Here is a 20,387-nt window from a genome sequence, read left to right as displayed (position 1 = left end):
TAAGTGTTTTTAATTAAGTTGGTTTGTTTAATTTAGCGACTATGCGTTAGGGTATGGCGTGATAAATAATATATTCCAACATTGCCATTTTTTATCCTCCAGAAAGTAATAAAAAAACCATTAGCTTCAAATGAAACTAATGGTTTTTATTTATAGTACGTATTTAATCTTACGAATTATTTTTTCTACGACGTGCGAACAACAATGGTGTAAGCAAGGCCATTAACCAACCAAATGAACCACTTGAGCTCTTATTAATAATAGACGTTGATGCAACAGCTGTATCTGTATTACCTTTGCTATCACTAACTTCTAATTGGAACGAGATAGTTTCATCGCTTGATACCTTAGGTGCATTAAATTTAACTTCAGAAGCCGAAGATAAAATAATAGTAACAGGTGTACCAGATAACTGAGTCCACGTATAAGTTAGTTCGTCATTATTTGCATCTGTTGATCCAGAACCATCAAATATAACAACATCACCTTCAGTTGTACTTGAAGTACCTGTAATTACAGCAACAGGTGCAGCTTCATTAACACCAAAGCTATAAGTAGATGAAACAGTACTATCGCCAATCGTATTTGTAAGTGTTAGCTCTTTTTCAGTTCCTACTTCTCTAGGAATTAAATCAAAACCTACAGATAGTAACTCAGTTGATTCGCCAGCCTTACGAGTAATAGTCCACTCAGCAATATTTCCGCTTACAACACCATCATTAGTTACATTGGCAATTTCTTGACCTTCGGTAACCATTGCTTTTAATGTATAAACTTTATCTGCATTGGTAAAGTTTGGCTCTATATCAAAACTTACAGATTGCGCTTTACCTGCGATCATTTCTTGATTGCCAGCAGCTAACTCAGTAGATACAGTTTCAGTTACTTCATCATTAGCAAACGATACTGTTAATGGGATTTGAACTTCTGTAGAACCATCACCTGATTTCAATGACAGTAATGAGCTACTACCGCTGTTATCAGACCATGCAACTGTTAGGTCAAACGAACCATTGCTTTCTTCAACGGCAGCACTAACAGTGTCACTTTTAGATTCGTCATTTGTTAAGATTGATACTGCACTAATTACAACTTCATCTGTTGCACCTGGTGCTGAGGCAGTGTAACCGTCTGCTACAATGTAATAAGTATCAGCTGGTAAATTAAGGAATGTTAATGACTCGTTTGAGTTAGGACCAGCACTGCTACCAATGTTATTAAACTCGCTATCTAAAACTCGTAAATCAATGTCCGGCGCTGTTGCTGATGAAGTACTAAATACTACATTCGGTACAACTTCATCAAAAGTAAGTACTACAAAGTCTAAACCACCATCTTCAACAAATACTGTTTGTGGTTCAACTAAGTTAGAGCTTTTATCAAATACACCAACTTCAATATTATTCAAACTTTTAGACATTAAATCAGTGAATGTATAAGTACCGCTTGAGCGAGATGCCGCTATTGATAATGCTTCTGGTAAATTACTTTCAGCTACTTGCACTAAAATAGGCAAATGAGCATCTGGTAAACCGGCTGAAGTTAGTTCAAGGCTACCAAAGTTCCATACATCTGCAGCAGATGCGCTTACATCAGCAGTTACAGTTACGGTTTGTGTTTCGCCTGCTTCAATATCAAAGCTAGTTGGTGAAACAGTTAATGACATATTATTAGATGTTGATACTGGAGTTGCAGTCCAGTTCGCATCTTTAGTTGCTGTAAATGTACGAGTCCAAGTACATGTATCAATACATTGTGTATTTGTCATTGAAGGAATGTTAAGTGATAAAGGAACGCCACCCGTTGCAGGGTTTGCCTTCATGTAGTTACCAAACGTTTCATCCATGATAAGACCAGTATTAGTCGCTAAATTAACGCGAATACTACCTGAGCCCATATCAAATACGTCAGCTGGTGTTGAACCGTCTTCTTTACGCACATCGGTTGTAGCCGTCATCATTAATGCTGAACGAATGTTATCTGGTGTCCATGTTGGATGTGCAGATTTTAATACTGCACCAGCACCCGAAGTATGAGGCGCTGACATTGATGTACCTTGTAAGAAGGCAAAGTCACCAGGAGAAGGGGCTGTTACATCATTACCAAAATCTTGGTCATTGTAAGCCGCGTAAATTGATACACCTGGCGCTGTAACAGAAGGAGTCATAATATCAGCAGTAGTGCTGTTAGGACCACGAGATGAGAAGTCAGCCATATCATCAGCTTGACCAACAACCAAAGTGATTGCAGGGTCGATAGAAATTGTCATACCTGAAGTAGAAGCTAATGCATCTAATAAATCTTTACCTGAGTTTTCAGATATAGCTACAGCAGGAATAGTTGTACCTTCTAAGCCTGACATAGTAAGACGTGTATCACCATCTGTATTATTGTAAATAATAACGGCTTCAGCGCCTGCAGCAGTTGCATTAGCAACTTTATCTGAGAATGCACATGCACCACGACTAATTACAGCAACAGCATCTTTAAATGAATCAGCAGCAAAAGCACTACAGCCTTCAAAATTATTTGCATCAACAGATAAAGACGTAATAGGAGGAGCCGTCACAATTTCAGTAAATATAGGACCTGTGCCGTTTGAATATGCAAACGCTTCATCGTTAAATGTAACAAAGCTATCTAATGATCTACCATGCGTTGAAGCACCAACAACAGTATACCAAGGTGCATTTTTTGATGTTGTGTACGCTTCTGGACCATCGTTACCAGCAGATACTGCGGCAAAAATACCCGCTTCTTGTGCTGCTAAGAAACCAAGTTCAGTAGAACTTGCCCAAGGGTTACCACCACCACTAATTGAATAGTTTAAAACATCAACGCCATCAGCAACCGCATCATCTAAAGCGGCAACAATAGCTGCACTAGGGCAACCTGTATATTTATCATCGGTATTACCAGGGCTACAAATTTGGTAAGCAACAATATTGGCATGCGGTGCTACACCTGATATTTGTTCAAACGAAAATGTATCATTAACTATACCATCACTTTCTAATACACCAGTTTCTAGTGCAATTAACGGTACATTTTTTAAAATATTACCGCCTGCTGTACTTGCTGTGTGTGAGCCGTGACCGCCGTAATCTTCACCATTTTTAGCTGGCGGTGTAGTACCAAAAACTTCTACATCGTCATAGTTATCAGTAACACTTGCATACGAGCGTACGCCAATTAATTTGTCGTTACATAGTTCAACAAAGTCACCTGCACAATCACCTACGTAATTACCAGCACCCCAAGGGTTAGTATGGTCGTAACCATCACCGCCAATGTCAGCGAATGAGTCGTGATCTGTATTTACACCACTATCAATTACACCAATAATAACGCCTTCACCCATATTAGTGGCTGAATTACCTTCGCCTTGCCATACTTGGGTGGCACCAATATGAATAGGACCGGTGTCAGTATCCATTGTTTCCATACGTTCACGTTCAATATAATCAACGCCATCTAAAGCAGCTAACTTTACAGCTTGCTCTTGAGTTAAGCGCATAGCAACACCGTTGAATGCATTTTTGTATTGATATACAACGTTTGCTTGTTTACCTAATGAAAGGCGCGCTTTAGAAAGGAAACTTTGTTGTTTATCTTCAAGGTAGTTGGTGTATTGAACCGCGTCAGTAGATTTAACATCTAAACGTAATTCATTACGTACCTGTTGCGAGCTCATTTTGCTATTAGCTAATTTTGAAAAGAGTTCTTTTTTTGCTATTTTAGGGCTTGTAGCAGCAAAACCAACAACGCTGCCATCATAGGTCGCTAACGGTAGATCTGCTAGGCGAACAATATAAGTATATTCACCAGATGCTAAATCAGGCTCAACAACGATTTTTTTTATTGCTTTAGCTACACGAGTAGTTGAAGTAGATGATGTTTTAGTTTTGTCGACTGCTGACTTTGCAAGTGCTATTTGTTGATGAACACTGCTTCCGCCGGCTGCTGAGCTTAACGATACGGTTAATAGAGCTGCTGAAACAGCTAATGCTACTTGGGTCTTCACTGAACACTCCTTGCGCTTTTGTACGCATGTAATTATTATTTTTGGTAATTTATTTAAAAAATTTAAGTGAATTTAAATTAAAATAAATAAGGTTGCTTTGAAAGATAACACATGTCATTAGAATGTAAATATGGTGTGCTTTGGCTTTGGTTGTAGTTTATGAATACTGTAATTTTAAAAGTAAAAAAGTAGGTGCTTAAATAGACTAATAAAACATACAATGATCAAAAAGAGTAATTTATAAAGGGGAGTTAACTCCTGATTTGTAAGGGGTTTATGTTTATTTTGTTCCAAATTCGCCAATGAACAAGCTTAAATAAACCGTTAACTAAATTTCATTAATTGCAAAAATAAAGGTTTACATTCGTTTACATGATGTATATTTGAATACGTTATTTTATTTGAGATGAAACATACTGGCTTGGCTTTTATTGAAATTCTATCTATAAAAAATGCATATTTTATCACCCTGCCATCATTGAACTTAGAGTTTGTCCATCTTATATAGTTACAGTTTGCTTAATCCTGAGATACTCTTGCAAGCTATGCCTAGTGTCAACAGGCCTAAATTAAGCTGCTACTTTTAATCTGTATAGAGGTAAATGAAAGCAACTGTGTTGCATGCAAAAAACGTAAAAAATATGAAGCTAGGGCATGTTTCCCTTTATATTTTGTTATTGTCTATTTATAGCGAATAATTACACTGCATAAGCCTCACCTTGTCAAAAAACCAAACACACAGCAGTAAATTCAACCTCAAAAGATAAACTCGACCTAACAATATATATTTTATTTACATGCCAACTATAGCGCTCATATGCAATTAAGTTACTAATAAATACAAACCTTAAGCACCTATTGAATTAGTAAAAACACTTAGCGTATGGCTTTGCAGTTGCACTGAAAAGTAGTTAAGCTGCATACATTTATCTACTTTTTAGCCTTGGAGTGTGTTTTGCTAAATAAGTGTATTGTACCGTCTATCGTTTTTTTATCTGGGTGTTTAATGCCATTACAATCCTCGCTTGCTAAACCCGTGCTTTCTCTTGAACAACAACTTGGGCAAAAGTTAATACTCGACTTTCGCTACTTTTGCCAGCAAGGAGCAAGTAATAAATGCCGAACTCCAATGACCGAGTTACCTAATGAGCTTGCTACCGCTATTGCTAAATACGATATTGGTGGAATTATTTTATTTTCTGAAAATACCCAATCAATAGAACAAACCATTACGCTTAATAGCCAATTGCAAACAGCTGCAAGTAAATCCAGTAGTAAGCTGCCTCTATTTATATCAATAGATCAAGAAGGCGGACGTGTAGCGCGTTTACCACGCGATGTTGCCACCTCATTTACCGGTAATATGTCGATTGGCGCAACCTACAAAAAACACGGTACGAGCTTTGCGACAAAAACAGCAACTGTTATAGCTAAAGAACTAAACTCGCTGGGTATCAATGTAAACTACGCGCCCACGGTTGATGTAAACATGAACCCCGATAACCCTGTTATTAATGTACGCTCGTTTGGTGAAAACCCAGCATTAGTGAGTAAATTGGGCGCCGCACAGGTTGCAGGATTTGAGAACAACGGTGTTATTACCTCGTTAAAGCACTTTCCAGGCCACGGCGATACAAATGTAGATAGTCATACAGGTTTGCCTAAAGTAAACCATGCAAAAGAAGTTATTTACGAGCAAGACTTAGCACCGTTTAAGCACATTATCGCCAAGCAAAACCCAGGCATGATAATGACGGCGCATATTCAATACCCTGCCCTCGATAGCAAAACGTTCATAAGTGTTAATGGCAAAACTATGATAAAACCGGCAACAATGTCGCGTGCAATCATTACTGATATTTTACGTGGTGAGCTTAATTACCAAGGTGTTGTAGTAACTGATGCGCTTGATATGGCTGGCATTAGTAACTTTTTCACACCAACTCAAGCGGTAATAAATACGTTTGCGGCTGGGGCTGACATTGCCCTAATGCCCGTTGAAATTAGAACGCCGGATGATTTAAACAAGCTCGATGACCTTATTAAAGAGCTTGTTGCAGCGGTTAAATCAAACCAACTTGACGAGCAAGAAGTAGCACAATCAGCGATGCGTATAATTACGCTTAAAAATAAATTTAGGTTAAGCACTAATTTTGACCCTATTACCGCGCTCATAAATGCAAAGCAAACAATCGGCAGTGCAGCACATCGCGAAATAGAAGCGCAGCTTGCTGTAGAGGCAATAACGCAGGTTAAAAATAATAACAGTACTTTGCCGCTTAATTTAAAAGCAGGAAGTAATGTTCATATTATTATGCCAGACACGCGTAAATGTATGGCAATGCAGCAAGCGATTGAAGCTACCAGCCAGCAAAAACTAAACTATAGCTGTAGCAGCCTACAAGGGTTTAACCCTGCACAAGCTAAAACACAAATACACGCTGCTGATGTAGTTATAGCCGGCAATGCAACGCCTAATCAAAGTGCGGTAGAAATTGGCGGTATGGATGATTTAAAAGACGATCCTAATTTTGCACTTAATAATGCAGAGCAACCAAAAGCACTTGAGTCATTATTAAAGATGGCAAAGCAGAGTAATAAAAGCACTGTTTTTATAAGCCTAAGAGCGCCTTACGACATTGCTAAATTTGGCAATTATGCAAATGCTGTACTTGCATCTTACGCATATAATATTGATGTAGATAAAAACGATATTGTGTCTGGTCCCGCTTTTACCGCACTTGCAAAAGTGTTACTAGGAGAAGCACCGGCTAACGGCGTATTACCTGTCACAATAAAACCGCAAAAGGCGCACTAATATGAAGCTCAATTGTGATTTAGGCGAAAGCTTTGGCGCGTGGAAAATGGGGCTAGACGATGACGTTATGCCACATATTGATATGGCTAATATTGCGTGTGGGTTCCATGCAGGTGATGCCGACGTAATGGCAAACACTCTTGTACTTGCCAAGCAACATAACGTACAAATTGGTGCTCACCCAAGCTACCCAGATAAGCAAGGCTTTGGTAGGCGCTCAATGGTACTTAGCGAAAAAGAGCTTACAAATTGCCTGCATTATCAAATAGCCGCTATTGAGGGCATGGCAAAAGTACAAGGTTTAACACTTAGCTATGTTAAACCGCATGGCGCACTTTATAACGACATGATGGCTGATGAGCAAATATTACAAACCGTTATAAATGCAATTGCTAGCTACCCAATAGATTTGAAACTAATGGTCTTAGCGACTAAAAATGCCAATAAGCACATTCAAATAGCTAAAGGCTCAGGAGTTGATCTAATACTCGAGGCATTTGCCGACAGGCAGTACACCGACGACGGGCATTTAGTGTCACGAACACTTGAGGGTAGCGTTCACAACAAAGCTGCATTACTAAAACAAGTAACTCAGCTTTTATCCGATGGCAGCGTGACAACACGAACTGGAAAAAAACTAACGCTCAACGCCGATAGCTTATGCGTACATGGCGACAATGCTGATGGCATAGCGCTTATAAAAGATATAAAAGCCCTTTGTAACTCAGCTAACTAAACTTTTACACAACTTCAAATAGAAGCTGTAAACCCCCTTTACAGCTTTAACTCATAGAGTTAAATAAGAGCTTCATCGCATCCTACTGTTAATTTAATAATCCCTAACATATAACTACTTAGCAAATTAAAAAAGTAACAACAGGGATTAAAATGAAAAAGCTTTTAACACTTAGCCTCATTTTAGGCTGTAGCAATTTAGCCTACGCTGAAACAAATACACTACAACTGCAAGACGTGTTTAATTTAGAATATGCCAATCAAATAGATATAACCGAAGACGGTAAAACTGTTTATTTTGTGCGTAACCGCATGGATATAAAAACAGATCGCAAAGTTGGTAATATTTGGTCTGTTGATTACAAAACCAAACAAATGCAACCGCTAACCTCTGGCGTGCATATGGATTATTCGCCAGTCCTCTCTCCTGATGGTCAACGCCTTGCGTTTATATCAACTCGCGATGGCAGCAGCCAAATATATATAAAATGGCTTAAAACAGGTGCTATGGCAAAAATTAGTAACTTAACGAGTAGTCCACGTTCGATTACATGGAACCCTGATTCTAACCAGCTAATATTTAGCATGTTTGTTCCAAGCGCTAATTCACCGCCAGTGAGCTTACCAGGCAAACCAAAAGGCGCAACCTGGGCAGAACCCGCTAAATTCATCGATAATGTTTATTATCGTTCAGATGGTGGCGGTTACACACAAAAAGGTTTTAGCCAATTATTTTCCATAGACGCTAACGGTGGTAATGCCAAACAACTCACTCATGATGAATTTGATAGCGCAGGCGATGTAAGTTTTAGTAACGATGGTAAGTCGCTTTATTTTTCTGCGAACAGGCACACAAACAACCAGCTAAAACCCACGAACAGTGAAATCTATAAACTCGATTTAGCTTCGCAAAATATAACTAAAATTACTGACCGAAATGGTCCTGACGAGCAGCCTAAAGTATCGCCCGATGGTCGTTACTTAGCGTACACAGGTTACGATGATAAACGCACTAACTACGAAAACGCTCAGCTTTATATTCGTGATTTAAAAACAGGTAACACAACTAGCTTAACGCCAGATTTTGATCGTAGCGTAGGTCAAATAAAATGGAGTGCAAACTCCAAAGGCATATACTTTAGCTATGCAGATAAAGGTCAAACTGCCCTCGCCTATCAACCACGCAGCGGCAAGCGTAAAATTATAACAACCCAAATTGGCAGTGTTGCCTTTGGTCGCCCTTATTCTGGTGGCGACTTTGATGTAAGCGAAGATGGCGAAGTAGCCTTTACCCTTGCCGATACTCAGCGCCCTGCTGATATAGCAACAATTAAACGCGGTAAAGCGCAGCGTTTAACTACCCTTAATGCAGATGCATTGGGCGACAAAGCTTTGGCTAAAGTGGAAGAAATTTGGATTAAATCAAGTCACGATGAGCTGCCTATTCAAGGATGGATTGCTTACCCACCAGAATTTGACAGCAGCAAAAAATATCCGCTAATACTAGAAATACATGGCGGTCCAGTAGCTAATTACGGTCCACACTTTAGCGCTGAAATTCAGCTGTTTGCAGCCAAAGGAAATGTCGTTTTATACATGAACCCACGTGGTAGTGATTCATACGGTAAAGAGTTTGCACAAACTATTCATCATAATTATCCAAGTAACGATTTTGATGACTTAATGACTGGCGTTGATGCGCTAATAGCGAAAGGCTTTATTGACGAGTCTAAATTGTTTGTAACCGGTGGCTCTGGCGGTGGCGTACTAACAGCTTGGATTGTAGGTCATACCGATCGCTTTGCTGCGGCTGTAGTTGCTAAGCCTGTTATTAATTGGATCAGCTTTGTACTAACTGCCGATTTTTACCCGTTTTTTGCTGATTACTGGTTTCCGGGTAAACCGTGGGATCACATCGAGCATTACATGAAGCGCTCGCCTATTAGTTATGTTGGAAACGTTAAAACTCCTACTATGTTGCTCACTGGCGAATCTGACTACCGTACACCAATATCAGAAACTGAGCAGTTTTATCAGGCATTAAAACTACAAGGCGTTGATACTGCAATGGTGCGCATTCCTAATGCATCGCATGGTATTACAGCTCGCCCATCAAACTTAATGACTAAAGTAGCTTATATTCAATGGTGGTTTGATAAACACACTAAATAAACTCTGGGTAATAAATTTATAGCTCAAATAAAAGCCACTTCAAATAAGTGGCTTTTGTATTTACCGCCTTAGTATTCAAACTGTAAACCCCCTTTACACTTCTGTGACAGTTAAATATCGGACTTAGCTAAAACTTCAGTTAGTAAAATTTCGGTTTATAGCATTTTTTGTAACTTGAGTTGGTAAAAAATCGGTTTGAGTCACTGTTTATAGCCTATCAGTTAGTAAAATTTTGTTTTATAGCACAGAGAAGTTAGTAAAAAATCGGTTTATAAATTCGCTAAGTTTGCCTATTAAAGCAAAAATCAGTCACTTACCTGCCTTTTAAAGTTGTTGTAAACGCTTTTTACAGCAAAATCACCCCAAATATGCCGTTTTATGAAAGGTTAGTTAAACTCTGATCTGTAAATTCACTCAGGTAGTTAAATAGTGATCCAAAATTATTTGGCAAGGGCGTGTTGAACTTTGGTGGGTTAATTTGCAGCAGTATGTTTGGTTTTTAGGCAAGGCGGAGCTTATGTAGTGTGGTTATTCCCCATGAATAGGCGATAACGTAGCATAAATACCAAACATGCGCTGCCCTTTGGGTTCTTTCTAGGGGCGATAAACTCTTTGTTGCTCGGTTTTTACTTAGCCCACTAGGTTACAAACCTCGCGCCGCGATTTAATCGCCCCTAGATTGAACAAATTTCAATCCACAAAGATCAACACGCCCTAGTTAAAGTCTGATCTGTAATTATGCTTCAATGTTCTAACTTTACTTAAAGCAATAAAAAAGGGCCTATTGGCCCTTGAGTAACACTATCTAGTTAGGAATTAAAACTGGTTCATGGTGTTATCTTCACCACCGGCTTTTAGCGCGTTATCACCAGAGAAGTATTCTTTGTGTGTATCGCCCATGTTAGACCCTGCTAGGTCTTGGTGCTTAACAGAAGCTTGCTCACGGCGAATTTCTTGGCGTTGTACATCACGTACATAAGCCAGCATACCCATATCGCCAAAATAACCTTCTGATAAAATATCAGTGCTCAGCGCAGCTGTATGGTACGTAGGCAGAGTAATTAAGTGATGGAAAATACCTGCTTCACGTGCGCCATCGCGCTGGAAGTTTTGCACTAGTAAATCGGCTGCTTGCGCAAGTTCTGTTGCATCCATTTCTGGTGCCATAAGGCCTTTATTGTCGCCAAGGCTTGGGTAAGCACTAAGGTCACGGCCTGCTTCTTCCCACTCTTGATACACTTGCTCACGAAACTTAAGCGTCCAGTTAAACGAAGGCGAGTTGTTGTATACCAGTTTTGCATTTGGCACGTGTTCTTTAACACGATTTACCAGTTCTGCAATTTGCTTAACATGAGGTTTTTCTGTTTCAATCCACAGTAAATCAGCGCCCGACTGCAAGCTCGTAATACAATCTAGTACTACGCGGTCTTTTTCAGTGCCTTCGCGAAATTGAAATAAACCGTTATCTAGGCGAGTTGGTTTACATAACTGGCCATTAATTTTCATTGCTGTGTCGCCTTCATTTAAGTCATCAACACCGTTAATTGGCGTCGTTTCTAAAAATGCATTGTATTGGCTTGCTAAGTCACCTGGTGTTTGCGACACAGGTACTTTTTGAGTAAGGCTTGCACCTAATGAATCTGTACGTGCCACAATAATACCGTTATTAATACCAAGTTCTAAAAAGGCGTAACGTACTGCGTTAATCTTTGCTAAAAAGTCTTCGTGTGGAACGGTCACTTTACCCGCTTGGTGACCACATTGTTTGGCGTCAGATACTTGGTTTTCTATTTGAATGGCACACGCACCGGCTTCAATCATTTTTTTAGCCAGTAAGTAAGTTGCTTCTTCGTTACCAAAACCTGCGTCAATATCAGCAATAATTGGCACAACATGAGTTTCAAAGTTGTCTATTTTATCAATAACAGCTTGAACATCGCCGCCATTCGCTTTTGCTGCATCTAGATCGTTAAACAAGTGGTCTAGTTCACGTGCATCAGCTTGCTTTAAAAATGTGTAAATTTCTTCAATTAATGCAGGTACCGATGTCTTTTCGTGCATGCTTTGATCTGGCAGCGGACCAAATGCAGAGCGAAGTGCTGCAACCATCCAGCCACTTAAGTATACATAGCTGCGTTTAGTTGTTTTTTGATGGCGCTTAATAGCCATCATCATTTGTTGGGCAGTAAAGCCATGCCAACACCCTAAAGATTGGGTGTACAGGCTTGTGTCGGCGTCATATGCAGCCATATCTTCACGCATAACGTCTGCTGTGTATTGCGCAATTTCAATCCCTGTACGAAAACGGTTTTGTAAACGCATACGGCTTGCGTATTCAGGGTTAATAGCTTTCCATGCGCTACCTTGTGATTGGCAAAGAGTAGAGAGTGTGTCTGTTTCGCGTTGATATGTTGTCATAATAAAATCCTTCGAACGAGTGTGTAAATTATTTTAATGTTGTGAGAGTGGCTAGGAGTGTGTGCTCCGTTTCGCTTGATTCAACATTAGGCTCCTTTTCTAGATTTAGTAAATTTATAGTTGTTATTGTGGCTATACATTTTGTGAATGGCTAAAAAGCACTCAACATTGCCTTTTTGAGTTATTGTTGCCTTAACGCACAAGCACACAACAACATCGCGACCGTTTAAGGAAGGCAATTATGTCCCACACTCTCACACATTCAGGACTCAGCGTAGACACACAACTCGCTGATTTTGTTAAAAATCAATTACTACCAGGCACTCACTTAAGTGAGCATCAATTTTGGCAAAGCTTTGCACATATAGTTCAAACACTTACCCCTACAAATAAGGCACTGCTTGAAAAGCGAGAATTGCTTCAACAGCAAATAGATGACTACCATCTTGCTAATAAAACGTGGGATAGCGTTAAGTACCATGCCTTTTTGCAAGATATTGGCTATTTAGTTAAAGAGCCTACCAACTTTGAAATTGAAACCCAAAATGTAGAACCCGAAGTAGCCCTTACAGCAGGCCCTCAGTTGGTTGTGCCTGTCAGTAACGCACGCTTTGCACTTAATGCCGCTAACGCACGTTGGGGTTCGTTATACGACGCTTTATACGGTACAGATGTGTTAAGCGAAGACGATGGAGCCGAAAAAGGCAATACCTACAATCCTGTTCGTGGTTTTAAGGTAATGGCCTACGCTCGCCAGTTTTTAGATAAAGCATTGCCGCTCACTAATGGCTCGCATATAGAAAGCACTAATTATTCAGTAGTAGATGGCGCACTTTTAATTACGTTACGTGATAGCTCTCAAACCACATTAGCTGACCCATCTCAGCTTATTGGCTATCAAGGTGAAGCACAAAACCCAACCGTAGTGTTATTAAAAAACAATGATTTACACATAGAGCTCCATATCGATCACCACCACATTATTGGCCAAGCAGATAAAGCAGGCTTAAAAGATGTAGTGTTAGAGGCCGCGCTTACCACCATTATGGATTGTGAAGATTCTGTAGCTGCGGTAGATGCAGAAGATAAAGTACAAGTTTATAAAAATTGGCTTGGTTTGATGCAAGGTAAATTAGTTGAATCCTTTAAAAAAGGCGATAAAACTGTAGAGCGCACTCTGCAAAGTGATAAAACATACACCGCACTTGATGGCGGCACCGTTACTTTAAAAGGCCGTAGCATGATGTTTGTTAGAAACGTTGGCCATTTAATGACGAATCCTGCGATTACCGATGTGTACAATCAACCGGTATTTGAAGGCATTATGGATGCGATGTTTACTGCCACCGCTGCCCTGCACGACCTAAATAAAAAAACAGGTATTAAAAATACCAGCGCGCAAAGTATTAATATAGTAAAACCAAAAATGCATGGCCCTGAAGAGGTAGCGTTTACTAACACTTTATTTAGCTTAGTAGAGGAAGCGCTAAGCTTACCTAAAAACACGCTTAAAATGGGTATTATGGATGAAGAACGCCGTACTTCTGTAAACCTAAAAGCCTGTATTTATGCAGCCAAAGAGCGTGTTGTATTTATAAATACTGGATTTTTAGACCGCACAGGCGATGAAATTCATACCTCTATGCAAGCGGGTGTTGTGCTTCCAAAAGCACAGATTAAGCAGCAACCATGGATACAAGCTTATGAGGATCGCAACGTCGATATTGGCCTTGCTTGTGGCTTAAGTCATAAAGCACAAATAGGTAAAGGCATGTGGCCAATGCCAGATAAAATGGCATTAATGATGGAGCAAAAACAAGCTCACCCTAAATCAGGCGCTAATACTGCATGGGTGCCCTCCCCTACAGCCGCTACTCTGCATGCAATGCATTATCACGATATAAACGTATTTACCGAGCAGCAAAGTATAGCTAAGCGAACTATTGCGAGCCTTAATGACCTGCTTACACCGCCGCTAATGACAGACCCTAAAACGCTTTCAAAAGAAGATATTCAAAGCGAGCTTGAAAACAACGCACAAGGCATTTTAGGTTACGTTGTACGTTGGATTGATCAAGGCGTTGGCTGCTCAAAAGTACCCGATATTAACCATATAGGGCTAATGGAAGACAGAGCAACACTGCGTATTTCAAGCCAGCATATGGCTAATTGGTTGCTAAATGGCGTGTGCTCAAAGGCGCAAATAAAATCAACAATGGCTAAAATGGCCAAAGTGGTTGATGGTCAAAACGAGCACGACACTGCGTATACACCCATGGCAACAAACGAAGAAATCCTTAATAACAGCATAGCGTTTCAAGCTGCACTTGCACTGGTTTTGGAGGGTGTAACACAACCTAGTGGTTACACTGAACCACTGCTACATAGCTACCGTATAAAATATAAAGCACAAAAAACGAATACGCTTTAACCGCTTAAGCAAAGTTCAGATTAAGTGCTAAACCAGCTTTTAAGCTGGTTTTTTATCGCCTAAAATTAGAATAACATCACTTTTAAGGCATTTTAAAGGTATATAGATAATACACATGAATATCTAACATTTATTCAAACGTAAAAAAACGTGTTTTGCATACACAAAACACGCTTTTTAAAGCTTTAGCTAATTAAATCTAATTTTTTACAATGGCATTGTGATAAATATTTTGTACATCGTCACAATCTTCAAGCATATTTATAAACTTATCAAAGTTAGCAATAACTTCTTCGTCTTCAATTTCAATATTAACTTGAGGAATAAACGTAATTTCGTCTACTTCAAAGTTAATGCCTTCAAATGCGTCTTCAAGGGCAGTTTTAGCTTTAAAGTATTCTGTTGGCGGTGCAAATACCGATATTTTACCGTCCTCGGCTTCAACATCGCTAACATCAACATCAGCCATCATTAATGCTTCTAATACTATTTCGTCGTCATCACCCGCAAAGCCAAGTACCGCATAATGATCAAACATATGTGCTACGCAGCCAGGAGTACCAATTTTTGAGTCTGTTTTAGTAAACGGTAAGCGTACATCTTTAATTGTACGGTTCGGATTGTCAGTTAAACAGTCAACTATAACCATGCAATTACCAGGGCCATAGCCTTCGTAACGGGCAACAGAATAGTCTTCCCCTGCGCCACCGGCTGCTTTTTCAATTGCTTTTTCAATAACGTGTGCGGGTACTTGGTCTTTTTTGGCTTTTTCGATTAGACGGCGTAGTGTTTGATTTACTTCGGGATCGGGATCGCCACTTTTTGCTGCAACGTAAATCTCTTTACCATACTTTGAGTTTACTTTTGTTTTTGCATTGGCTGTTTTGATCATAGAACTTTGACGAACTACAAATGCTCTGCCCATTTTGTGCCCCTAATGAATACGTTACGTTTTGCGGTATTTTACCAATTCAAAACGTATTGGGCTAGGAACAAACGTTATTTTGTAATTTAAATAACGTAGCACTTATTCTTAAATAAATTTAATAGCACGCTATTTAACATAACTCTATTTTTTCAGAATAACTCTCAACTAATGTCACTAATTCAACAAAGTCATGTAAAACGTAATCTGCCTGATCGGCATAAGCAGGCGTTGACTCTGGAGCGTACAAACACGCGCGCATATTTGCATTGTGCGCAGCTTGAATGTCGTAAAGGTAATCGCCTACATAAAGTAAATTTCTGGCGTTAATGTTCCAAAGTGTAGCAATGGCATTTAAAGCGCTGGGATCTGGCTTTGCTGGGGCATCGCTTCGCGTTAAAACTGTGCTGATAGGGAGTGGATTATTTTGTAATTTAATTGCCGCTGCTTTATCAAAATTGCGAGTAACAATCGCCATCGGAATATTTTTAGACTTTAAAGCATGAATAGCTTCACTCACACCAGGTAAAATACTGGCATGTTGTGCATCTATTAATTCGTGTTGGTGAACTATATTCATTGCCTCTTCACGCATATACGGTGAGGGCAACTGAGCAATGTAATCAAGTAAGTCTTGCTCGCAAGGGCAACCTATTTGGGCCTTTATTAATGCAAAATCTAATTCTGATGAAACCAATGTTCCATCTAAATCAAAAATCACTCCAAAAATAGCCTCAACCTGAGTAGTCATATCATTCCCTGAATTTAGTTATTACTAAATGAAATTTAAACATAAAATTCTCTACTGCTTATGCCCTAGGCCGGTAAATACAAAGGGATAAATGAAACTAACTATATTTAAATATTAATACGCACCATTATCAATCTATTGATAACAAGGTAATTTAAGTGCTTGATATATCATGCGCAAAAAAAGGTAAATATACAAATTGAACTCACAAATTTTACGTAAATTTACAAATAACAGATCAAACATGAACGCAGTTTAAACGTATGAAGAAAACGCGCACATAAACAACTGCTGTGCGCGTCGGTTGGGGAAGTTTTAAATATTAATTTTGCTCAAAGCGGGCTTCGAGCCAAGTATCATCTTGAGCAAAGTTTAAAGTTTTAATCTTACCTTTGCCCTCAACGTTTACCATATTTACCTGAGATGGCCATAAATCACGAAGTGCGCCATTACTCATTTTAATTCCTTCAATATTTTCAGGAATTGGTGCTTCTTGGTAAACCCAAAAAAACTTACCATCAACTTGTGCCCCAACAAAGCTAAGTGGTAAAGGTTCGCCACTTAACGTTTGTAGAGCAACATGCGATTCAACATACTTAGCAAAACGTTGTTGGTCGGCTTTATTACTAATAATATCAATTTTGCCTTTAAACAATGTTCCTACGGCGTGTTCGGTATCATGTAAATAAAAGCGATGCATTAATTCAACATTATGCGTTCGTTTATTAAAAAGCACGGTTGTAACTGACGACTTTAGTTGATGCGCCATACTTGGCGCAGCAACTAAAAGGCAAACAATAATAAGCAAAAAGCGCATTATTGCTGCTCCTCACCGTCATCCTTTTCGTCTTTCTTCTCATCAGTTTTAAGCTCAGTTTTAATATCTTGCATGATATCGCGACTTACTTTAGCTTTACTCTTTTCCTTTTTAAACACTTCAATACGTGAAGGAATAATACGACGAGGGTAGTTATTGTTTTCAACATCTACGTCAGCTGTTTCCCAGCCTGGATCAACAGTAACTGATACAAGCGGTTTGTTTTTATCGGTAACAATCAGCTTCTGAACGTTTTTATAATTACGACGCCAAATTTCAGCAGGAATATAGCGCTCTTCTTTAGTGCCATCTTCATATGTTAGCTCTAATAAAATAGGCATTACCAAACCACCAAGGTTTGAAAATTCCATAACGTAATAGTTTTTATCTTCTTCTAAAGCACGCTCAAGCGTTTTACGCTCCCACGGCTCTAAGCCTTTTAAAAACTTATTGTACGAGTTACGTTCTTTATTGGTTACAGTAAAACGGTCGTTTTCGTCATAAAAATCGGTAACATCAGAGTTTTTCTCAACCCATGTTTTTTTACCTTGTGCGCGGTTACGCTCAACAAATAATGAAGTAGGTTTGTCTGCTTCAATATCACGTAAACGGCTGTAATCAATATCAGGGTTTTTAGTGTCTAAACGTAGTTGATATACTTTATCTAAAGAGATATCTACATGGTCTGTGGTGTAAAACCAGCCACGCCAAAACCAATCTAAATCAACACCAGAGGCTTCTTCCATTGTACGGAAAAAATCAGCTGGAGTAGGGCGCTTGTATTTCCAGCGCTGAGCATACTCTTTAAATGCAAAGTCGAATAAGTCACGGCCTAAAATTACTTCACGTAAAATATTAAGGGCTGCTGCAGGTTTAGTATAAGCATTAGGACCTAAGCGTAATACACTGTCTGACTGAGTCATAACAGGTACTTGGTTTTCAGACTTCATGTAGCTCACTATATCGCGAGGCTCAACACCCCAAGGAATAGTAGGATCCCATTCACGACCAGCAACGCCATCTAAAAAGCTATTTAAGCCTTCATCCATCCACGTCCATTGGCGCTCATCTGAGTTAACAATCATTGGAAAGTAAATATGACCCACTTCATGAATAACTACGCCAAGTAAAAAGCGCTTTTCAGCTTGAGAATAAGTACGTGTACCATCATCTTGTAACTTAGTACGTGGGCCGTTAAAGGTAATCATTGGGTATTCCATACCGCCAACAGGACCATTTACCGATTGCGCAGTTGGGTATGGGTAGTCAAAAGAATACTTAGAGTACACTTCCATTGTGTGTACTACCGCTTCAGTTGAGTACTTCTCCCATAAGTCACCACCTTCTTTAGGGAAGAACGACATTGCCATAACTAAAGGCTGAACGTCACCACCTTGCTGATAACCCTTTGCATCCCACATAAACTTACGAGACGACGCCCAAGCAAAGTCACGTACGTTTTGCGCTTTAAAGTGCCACGTTTTAGTTTTGTCGGTGCCTTCTTTTTCGTTTTCTAGCGCTTCTTCTGCGTTAACAATAAACACAGGACGCTTAGATGTTTCGGCTTGCTTTAAACGTTTACGCTGAGTACTTGTAAGTACTTTGCTCGCGTTATCAAGTTTACCTGTTGCCGATACAATGTGATCTGCCGGAACAGTAATCTCAACATCGTAATCACCAAACTCAAGCGTAAACTCACCAGAGCCTAAAAACGGCTTGTTTGTCCATGCTTCGTAATCGGTATAAGCCGCTAAACGAGGAAACCACTGAGCAATTAAGAATATGTCGTTGCCGTCTTCTTCAAAGTGCTCGTAACCAGAACGTGCACCCACTGCATCCTCTTCAACAATGTTGAAGGCAAAGTTCATGCTAAACTCTACTTCTTTACCTGGTTTTAATGGCTCGTTTAAATCGATGCGCATTAAGGTATCAACTACAGTTACGCGTAGCTCTTTACCATCGTCATCTTTTACGCCACTGATTGTATAACCCAGTTCGTTGTCGCTCATAAATTGCTGACGACGTAATTCACCTAAACTTAATTTAGCGGGCTTTTGAGCTGGTAGGCTTTCTAAAGTGCTTTTAAACGTTTTAGTTGTTTCGGCAATAGAGTCACTTTTAAAAATATTTTGATCTAACTGTAACCATAAATATTTAAGCGTATGTGGTGAGTTATTTTTATATTCAATGCTTTGACTACCAGTGATGCGGTGCTTTTTTTCATCTAGCTTCACATCAATATCGTAGTTTACACGTTGCTGCCAGTATTTTTCACCTGGTTCGCCAGCGGCACTACGATAAACATTGGGTGTAGGAAGTGCTTCGTCTAATTGACGAAATTTATCAACAAAAGAACCTTTTGTTTGCTCAACCGAAGACGCCATAGCTGCACTAGATATTGCGAATGGCAATACAAAAGCACTTAGCGTAAGACCTATTTTTTTCATTGTTAGTCCTAATATAATTTTGTGAGCGTACTTTGACAAATATACCAGTTAGCTTCAATAAATTAGCGACCAAGTACCGTATTTTTAGGGTGATGTTCACTTAGTTTTTTAGATTGAAAAATACAATTATTTTGTAACAAAATACGAATAGATAAAAACTGTAAAGGGGGTTTACAAAATTGGGTTTTAATAATGGTTTTGATCGGTTAAATACAAAGTCCCAGAACTTAAAAAAATATCATTCATTTTATATATATTGCTAAAAAAGTATTGCTTTGACATTACCAGGTAGACCATTAATCCTACGTATAAGTATTACTAATTCGCAACAAGTAAAATGGCCTAAAAGCCCACTCTACTGAACAAAAATACAGTGAAACGAGTAAATAATTGGCTCAAATATTGCCGAACTTCATTAATATTCGCTATTTGTACGATAAATGACAAATAGTGTAATTTTAGGTTGATCTTTAGTGCTGTTTATATTTAAAATCGCCAACCTTTTTATTTGAGGCAAATAAATTCGTCACATTTATCCTCAAATTAATATCGATTACTAGCAAGAAATGCGGTGGGCTTATGGATTTTTACATCCTAAAAAAACAACAAGAACTAATTGCGATTCCAGCAAGTGAGAATAACTGTAAGCAGTATCTCGATTCGGGTTATTTTTATATCGATAAAGTAGCAGCGTGCAACGAAACTAATGCACTAAAGGCGCTACACGCAAAACAAACTAAAACGTTAAAAATTCCATTATTAATGGCACTTTTAGCATTACCGGTTGTTTTTTCAGCTTGGTACAGTTTAACCTAACGTAATGCATGCCTTAGGCTTGCATCTTTAACA

Annotated in this window: 11 protein-coding genes; 5 read left to right on the top strand and 6 right to left on the bottom strand. The window is 39.1% G+C overall.

What is annotated here, in order from left to right:
- Nucleotides 1-169: 169 nt before the first annotated feature.
- The gene (locus CXF89_RS01035) at nucleotides 170-4,024 is read right to left on the bottom strand and encodes a S8 family serine peptidase (protein ID WP_121953542.1); all 3,855 of its coding nucleotides are present in this window, start codon (nucleotides 4,022-4,024) and stop codon (nucleotides 170-172) included.
- 1,006 nt (nucleotides 4,025-5,030) lie between these two features.
- On the opposite strand from CXF89_RS01035, the gene CXF89_RS01030 reads away from it, so the two are divergent.
- The 3 genes from CXF89_RS01030 (at nucleotide 5,031) to CXF89_RS01020 (ending at nucleotide 9,749) form a co-directional block, all read left to right on the top strand.
- A complete protein-coding gene (locus CXF89_RS01030; RefSeq protein WP_121953541.1) occupies nucleotides 5,031-6,842 on the top strand; it encodes a glycoside hydrolase family 3 protein in 1,812 nt (603 codons plus the stop codon).
- A 1-nt stretch (nucleotide 6,843) separates the two neighbouring features.
- Nucleotides 6,844-7,578, top strand: a complete 735-nt coding sequence (locus tag CXF89_RS01025) for a 5-oxoprolinase subunit PxpA (RefSeq protein ID WP_121953540.1) — start codon at nucleotides 6,844-6,846, stop codon at nucleotides 7,576-7,578.
- A 152-nt stretch (nucleotides 7,579-7,730) separates the two neighbouring features.
- The gene (locus CXF89_RS01020; protein WP_121953539.1) at nucleotides 7,731-9,749 is read left to right on the top strand and encodes a S9 family peptidase; all 2,019 of its coding nucleotides are present in this window, start codon (nucleotides 7,731-7,733) and stop codon (nucleotides 9,747-9,749) included.
- 816 nt (nucleotides 9,750-10,565) lie between these two features.
- On the opposite strand, the gene CXF89_RS01015 is transcribed toward CXF89_RS01020, so the two are convergent.
- Entirely contained in the window at nucleotides 10,566-12,167 is a 1,602-nt protein-coding gene (locus CXF89_RS01015; RefSeq protein ID WP_121953538.1) for an isocitrate lyase, read from the bottom strand.
- Nucleotides 12,168-12,408: 241 nt separating this feature from the next.
- Here CXF89_RS01015 and CXF89_RS01010 point away from each other — a divergent pair, with 241 nt between their 5' ends.
- A complete protein-coding gene (locus tag CXF89_RS01010) occupies nucleotides 12,409-14,598 on the top strand; it encodes a malate synthase G (protein WP_121953537.1) in 2,190 nt (729 codons plus the stop codon).
- 199 nt (nucleotides 14,599-14,797) lie between these two features.
- On the opposite strand, the gene CXF89_RS01005 is transcribed toward CXF89_RS01010, so the two are convergent.
- The 4 genes from CXF89_RS01005 to CXF89_RS00990 form a co-directional block, all read right to left on the bottom strand.
- Nucleotides 14,798-15,523 (bottom strand): YebC/PmpR family DNA-binding transcriptional regulator, encoded by a 726-nt coding sequence (locus tag CXF89_RS01005; RefSeq protein ID WP_007583619.1) that lies wholly within the window; start codon nucleotides 15,521-15,523, stop codon nucleotides 14,798-14,800.
- Nucleotides 15,524-15,656: 133 nt separating this feature from the next.
- Entirely contained in the window at nucleotides 15,657-16,274 is a 618-nt protein-coding gene (locus CXF89_RS01000) for an HAD family hydrolase (RefSeq protein ID WP_007583617.1), read from the bottom strand.
- Between the two features lie 322 nt (nucleotides 16,275-16,596).
- Nucleotides 16,597-17,091, bottom strand: coding sequence for a DUF6702 family protein (locus CXF89_RS00995; protein WP_024609288.1), 495 nt, complete (start codon nucleotides 17,089-17,091; stop codon nucleotides 16,597-16,599).
- A complete protein-coding gene (locus tag CXF89_RS00990) occupies nucleotides 17,091-19,538 on the bottom strand; it encodes a M1 family metallopeptidase (RefSeq protein WP_024592705.1) in 2,448 nt (815 codons plus the stop codon). Before CXF89_RS00990 ends, CXF89_RS00995 begins: the two co-directional genes overlap by 1 nt.
- A 579-nt stretch (nucleotides 19,539-20,117) precedes the next feature.
- Between CXF89_RS00990 and CXF89_RS00985 the strand changes: the two genes are divergently transcribed.
- The gene (locus tag CXF89_RS00985) at nucleotides 20,118-20,354 is read left to right on the top strand and encodes a hypothetical protein (RefSeq protein WP_002959190.1); all 237 of its coding nucleotides are present in this window, start codon (nucleotides 20,118-20,120) and stop codon (nucleotides 20,352-20,354) included.
- Nucleotides 20,355-20,387: the final 33 nt, after the last annotated feature.

This window comes from Pseudoalteromonas sp. MelDa3, assembly GCF_002863625.1.
Taxonomy (GTDB): Bacteria; Pseudomonadota; Gammaproteobacteria; order Enterobacterales; family Alteromonadaceae; genus Pseudoalteromonas; species Pseudoalteromonas arctica.
This window is presented reverse-complemented; position numbering and strand designations above follow the sequence as displayed.

Bases quoted from the DNA above. Each gene is read 5' to 3' on its own strand.
- CXF89_RS01020 (WP_121953539.1), top strand. From the start codon at position 7,731: ATGAAAAAGCTTTTAACACTTAGCCTCATTTTAGGCTGTAGCAATTTA.
- CXF89_RS01005 (WP_007583619.1), bottom strand. From the start codon at position 15,523: ATGGGCAGAGCATTTGTAGTTCGTCAAAGTTCTATGATCAAAACAGCC.
- CXF89_RS01030 (WP_121953541.1), top strand. From the start codon at position 5,031: ATGCCATTACAATCCTCGCTTGCTAAACCCGTGCTTTCTCTTGAACAA.
- CXF89_RS00995 (WP_024609288.1), bottom strand. From the start codon at position 17,091: ATGCGCTTTTTGCTTATTATTGTTTGCCTTTTAGTTGCTGCGCCAAGT.
- CXF89_RS01025 (WP_121953540.1), top strand. From the start codon at position 6,844: ATGAAGCTCAATTGTGATTTAGGCGAAAGCTTTGGCGCGTGGAAAATG.
- CXF89_RS01010 (WP_121953537.1), top strand. From the start codon at position 12,409: ATGTCCCACACTCTCACACATTCAGGACTCAGCGTAGACACACAACTC.
- CXF89_RS00985 (WP_002959190.1), top strand. From the start codon at position 20,118: ATGGATTTTTACATCCTAAAAAAACAACAAGAACTAATTGCGATTCCA.
- CXF89_RS00990 (WP_024592705.1), bottom strand. From the start codon at position 19,538: ATGAAAAAAATAGGTCTTACGCTAAGTGCTTTTGTATTGCCATTCGCA.
- CXF89_RS01015 (WP_121953538.1), bottom strand. From the start codon at position 12,167: ATGACAACATATCAACGCGAAACAGACACACTCTCTACTCTTTGCCAA.
- CXF89_RS01000 (WP_007583617.1), bottom strand. From the start codon at position 16,274: ATGACTACTCAGGTTGAGGCTATTTTTGGAGTGATTTTTGATTTAGAT.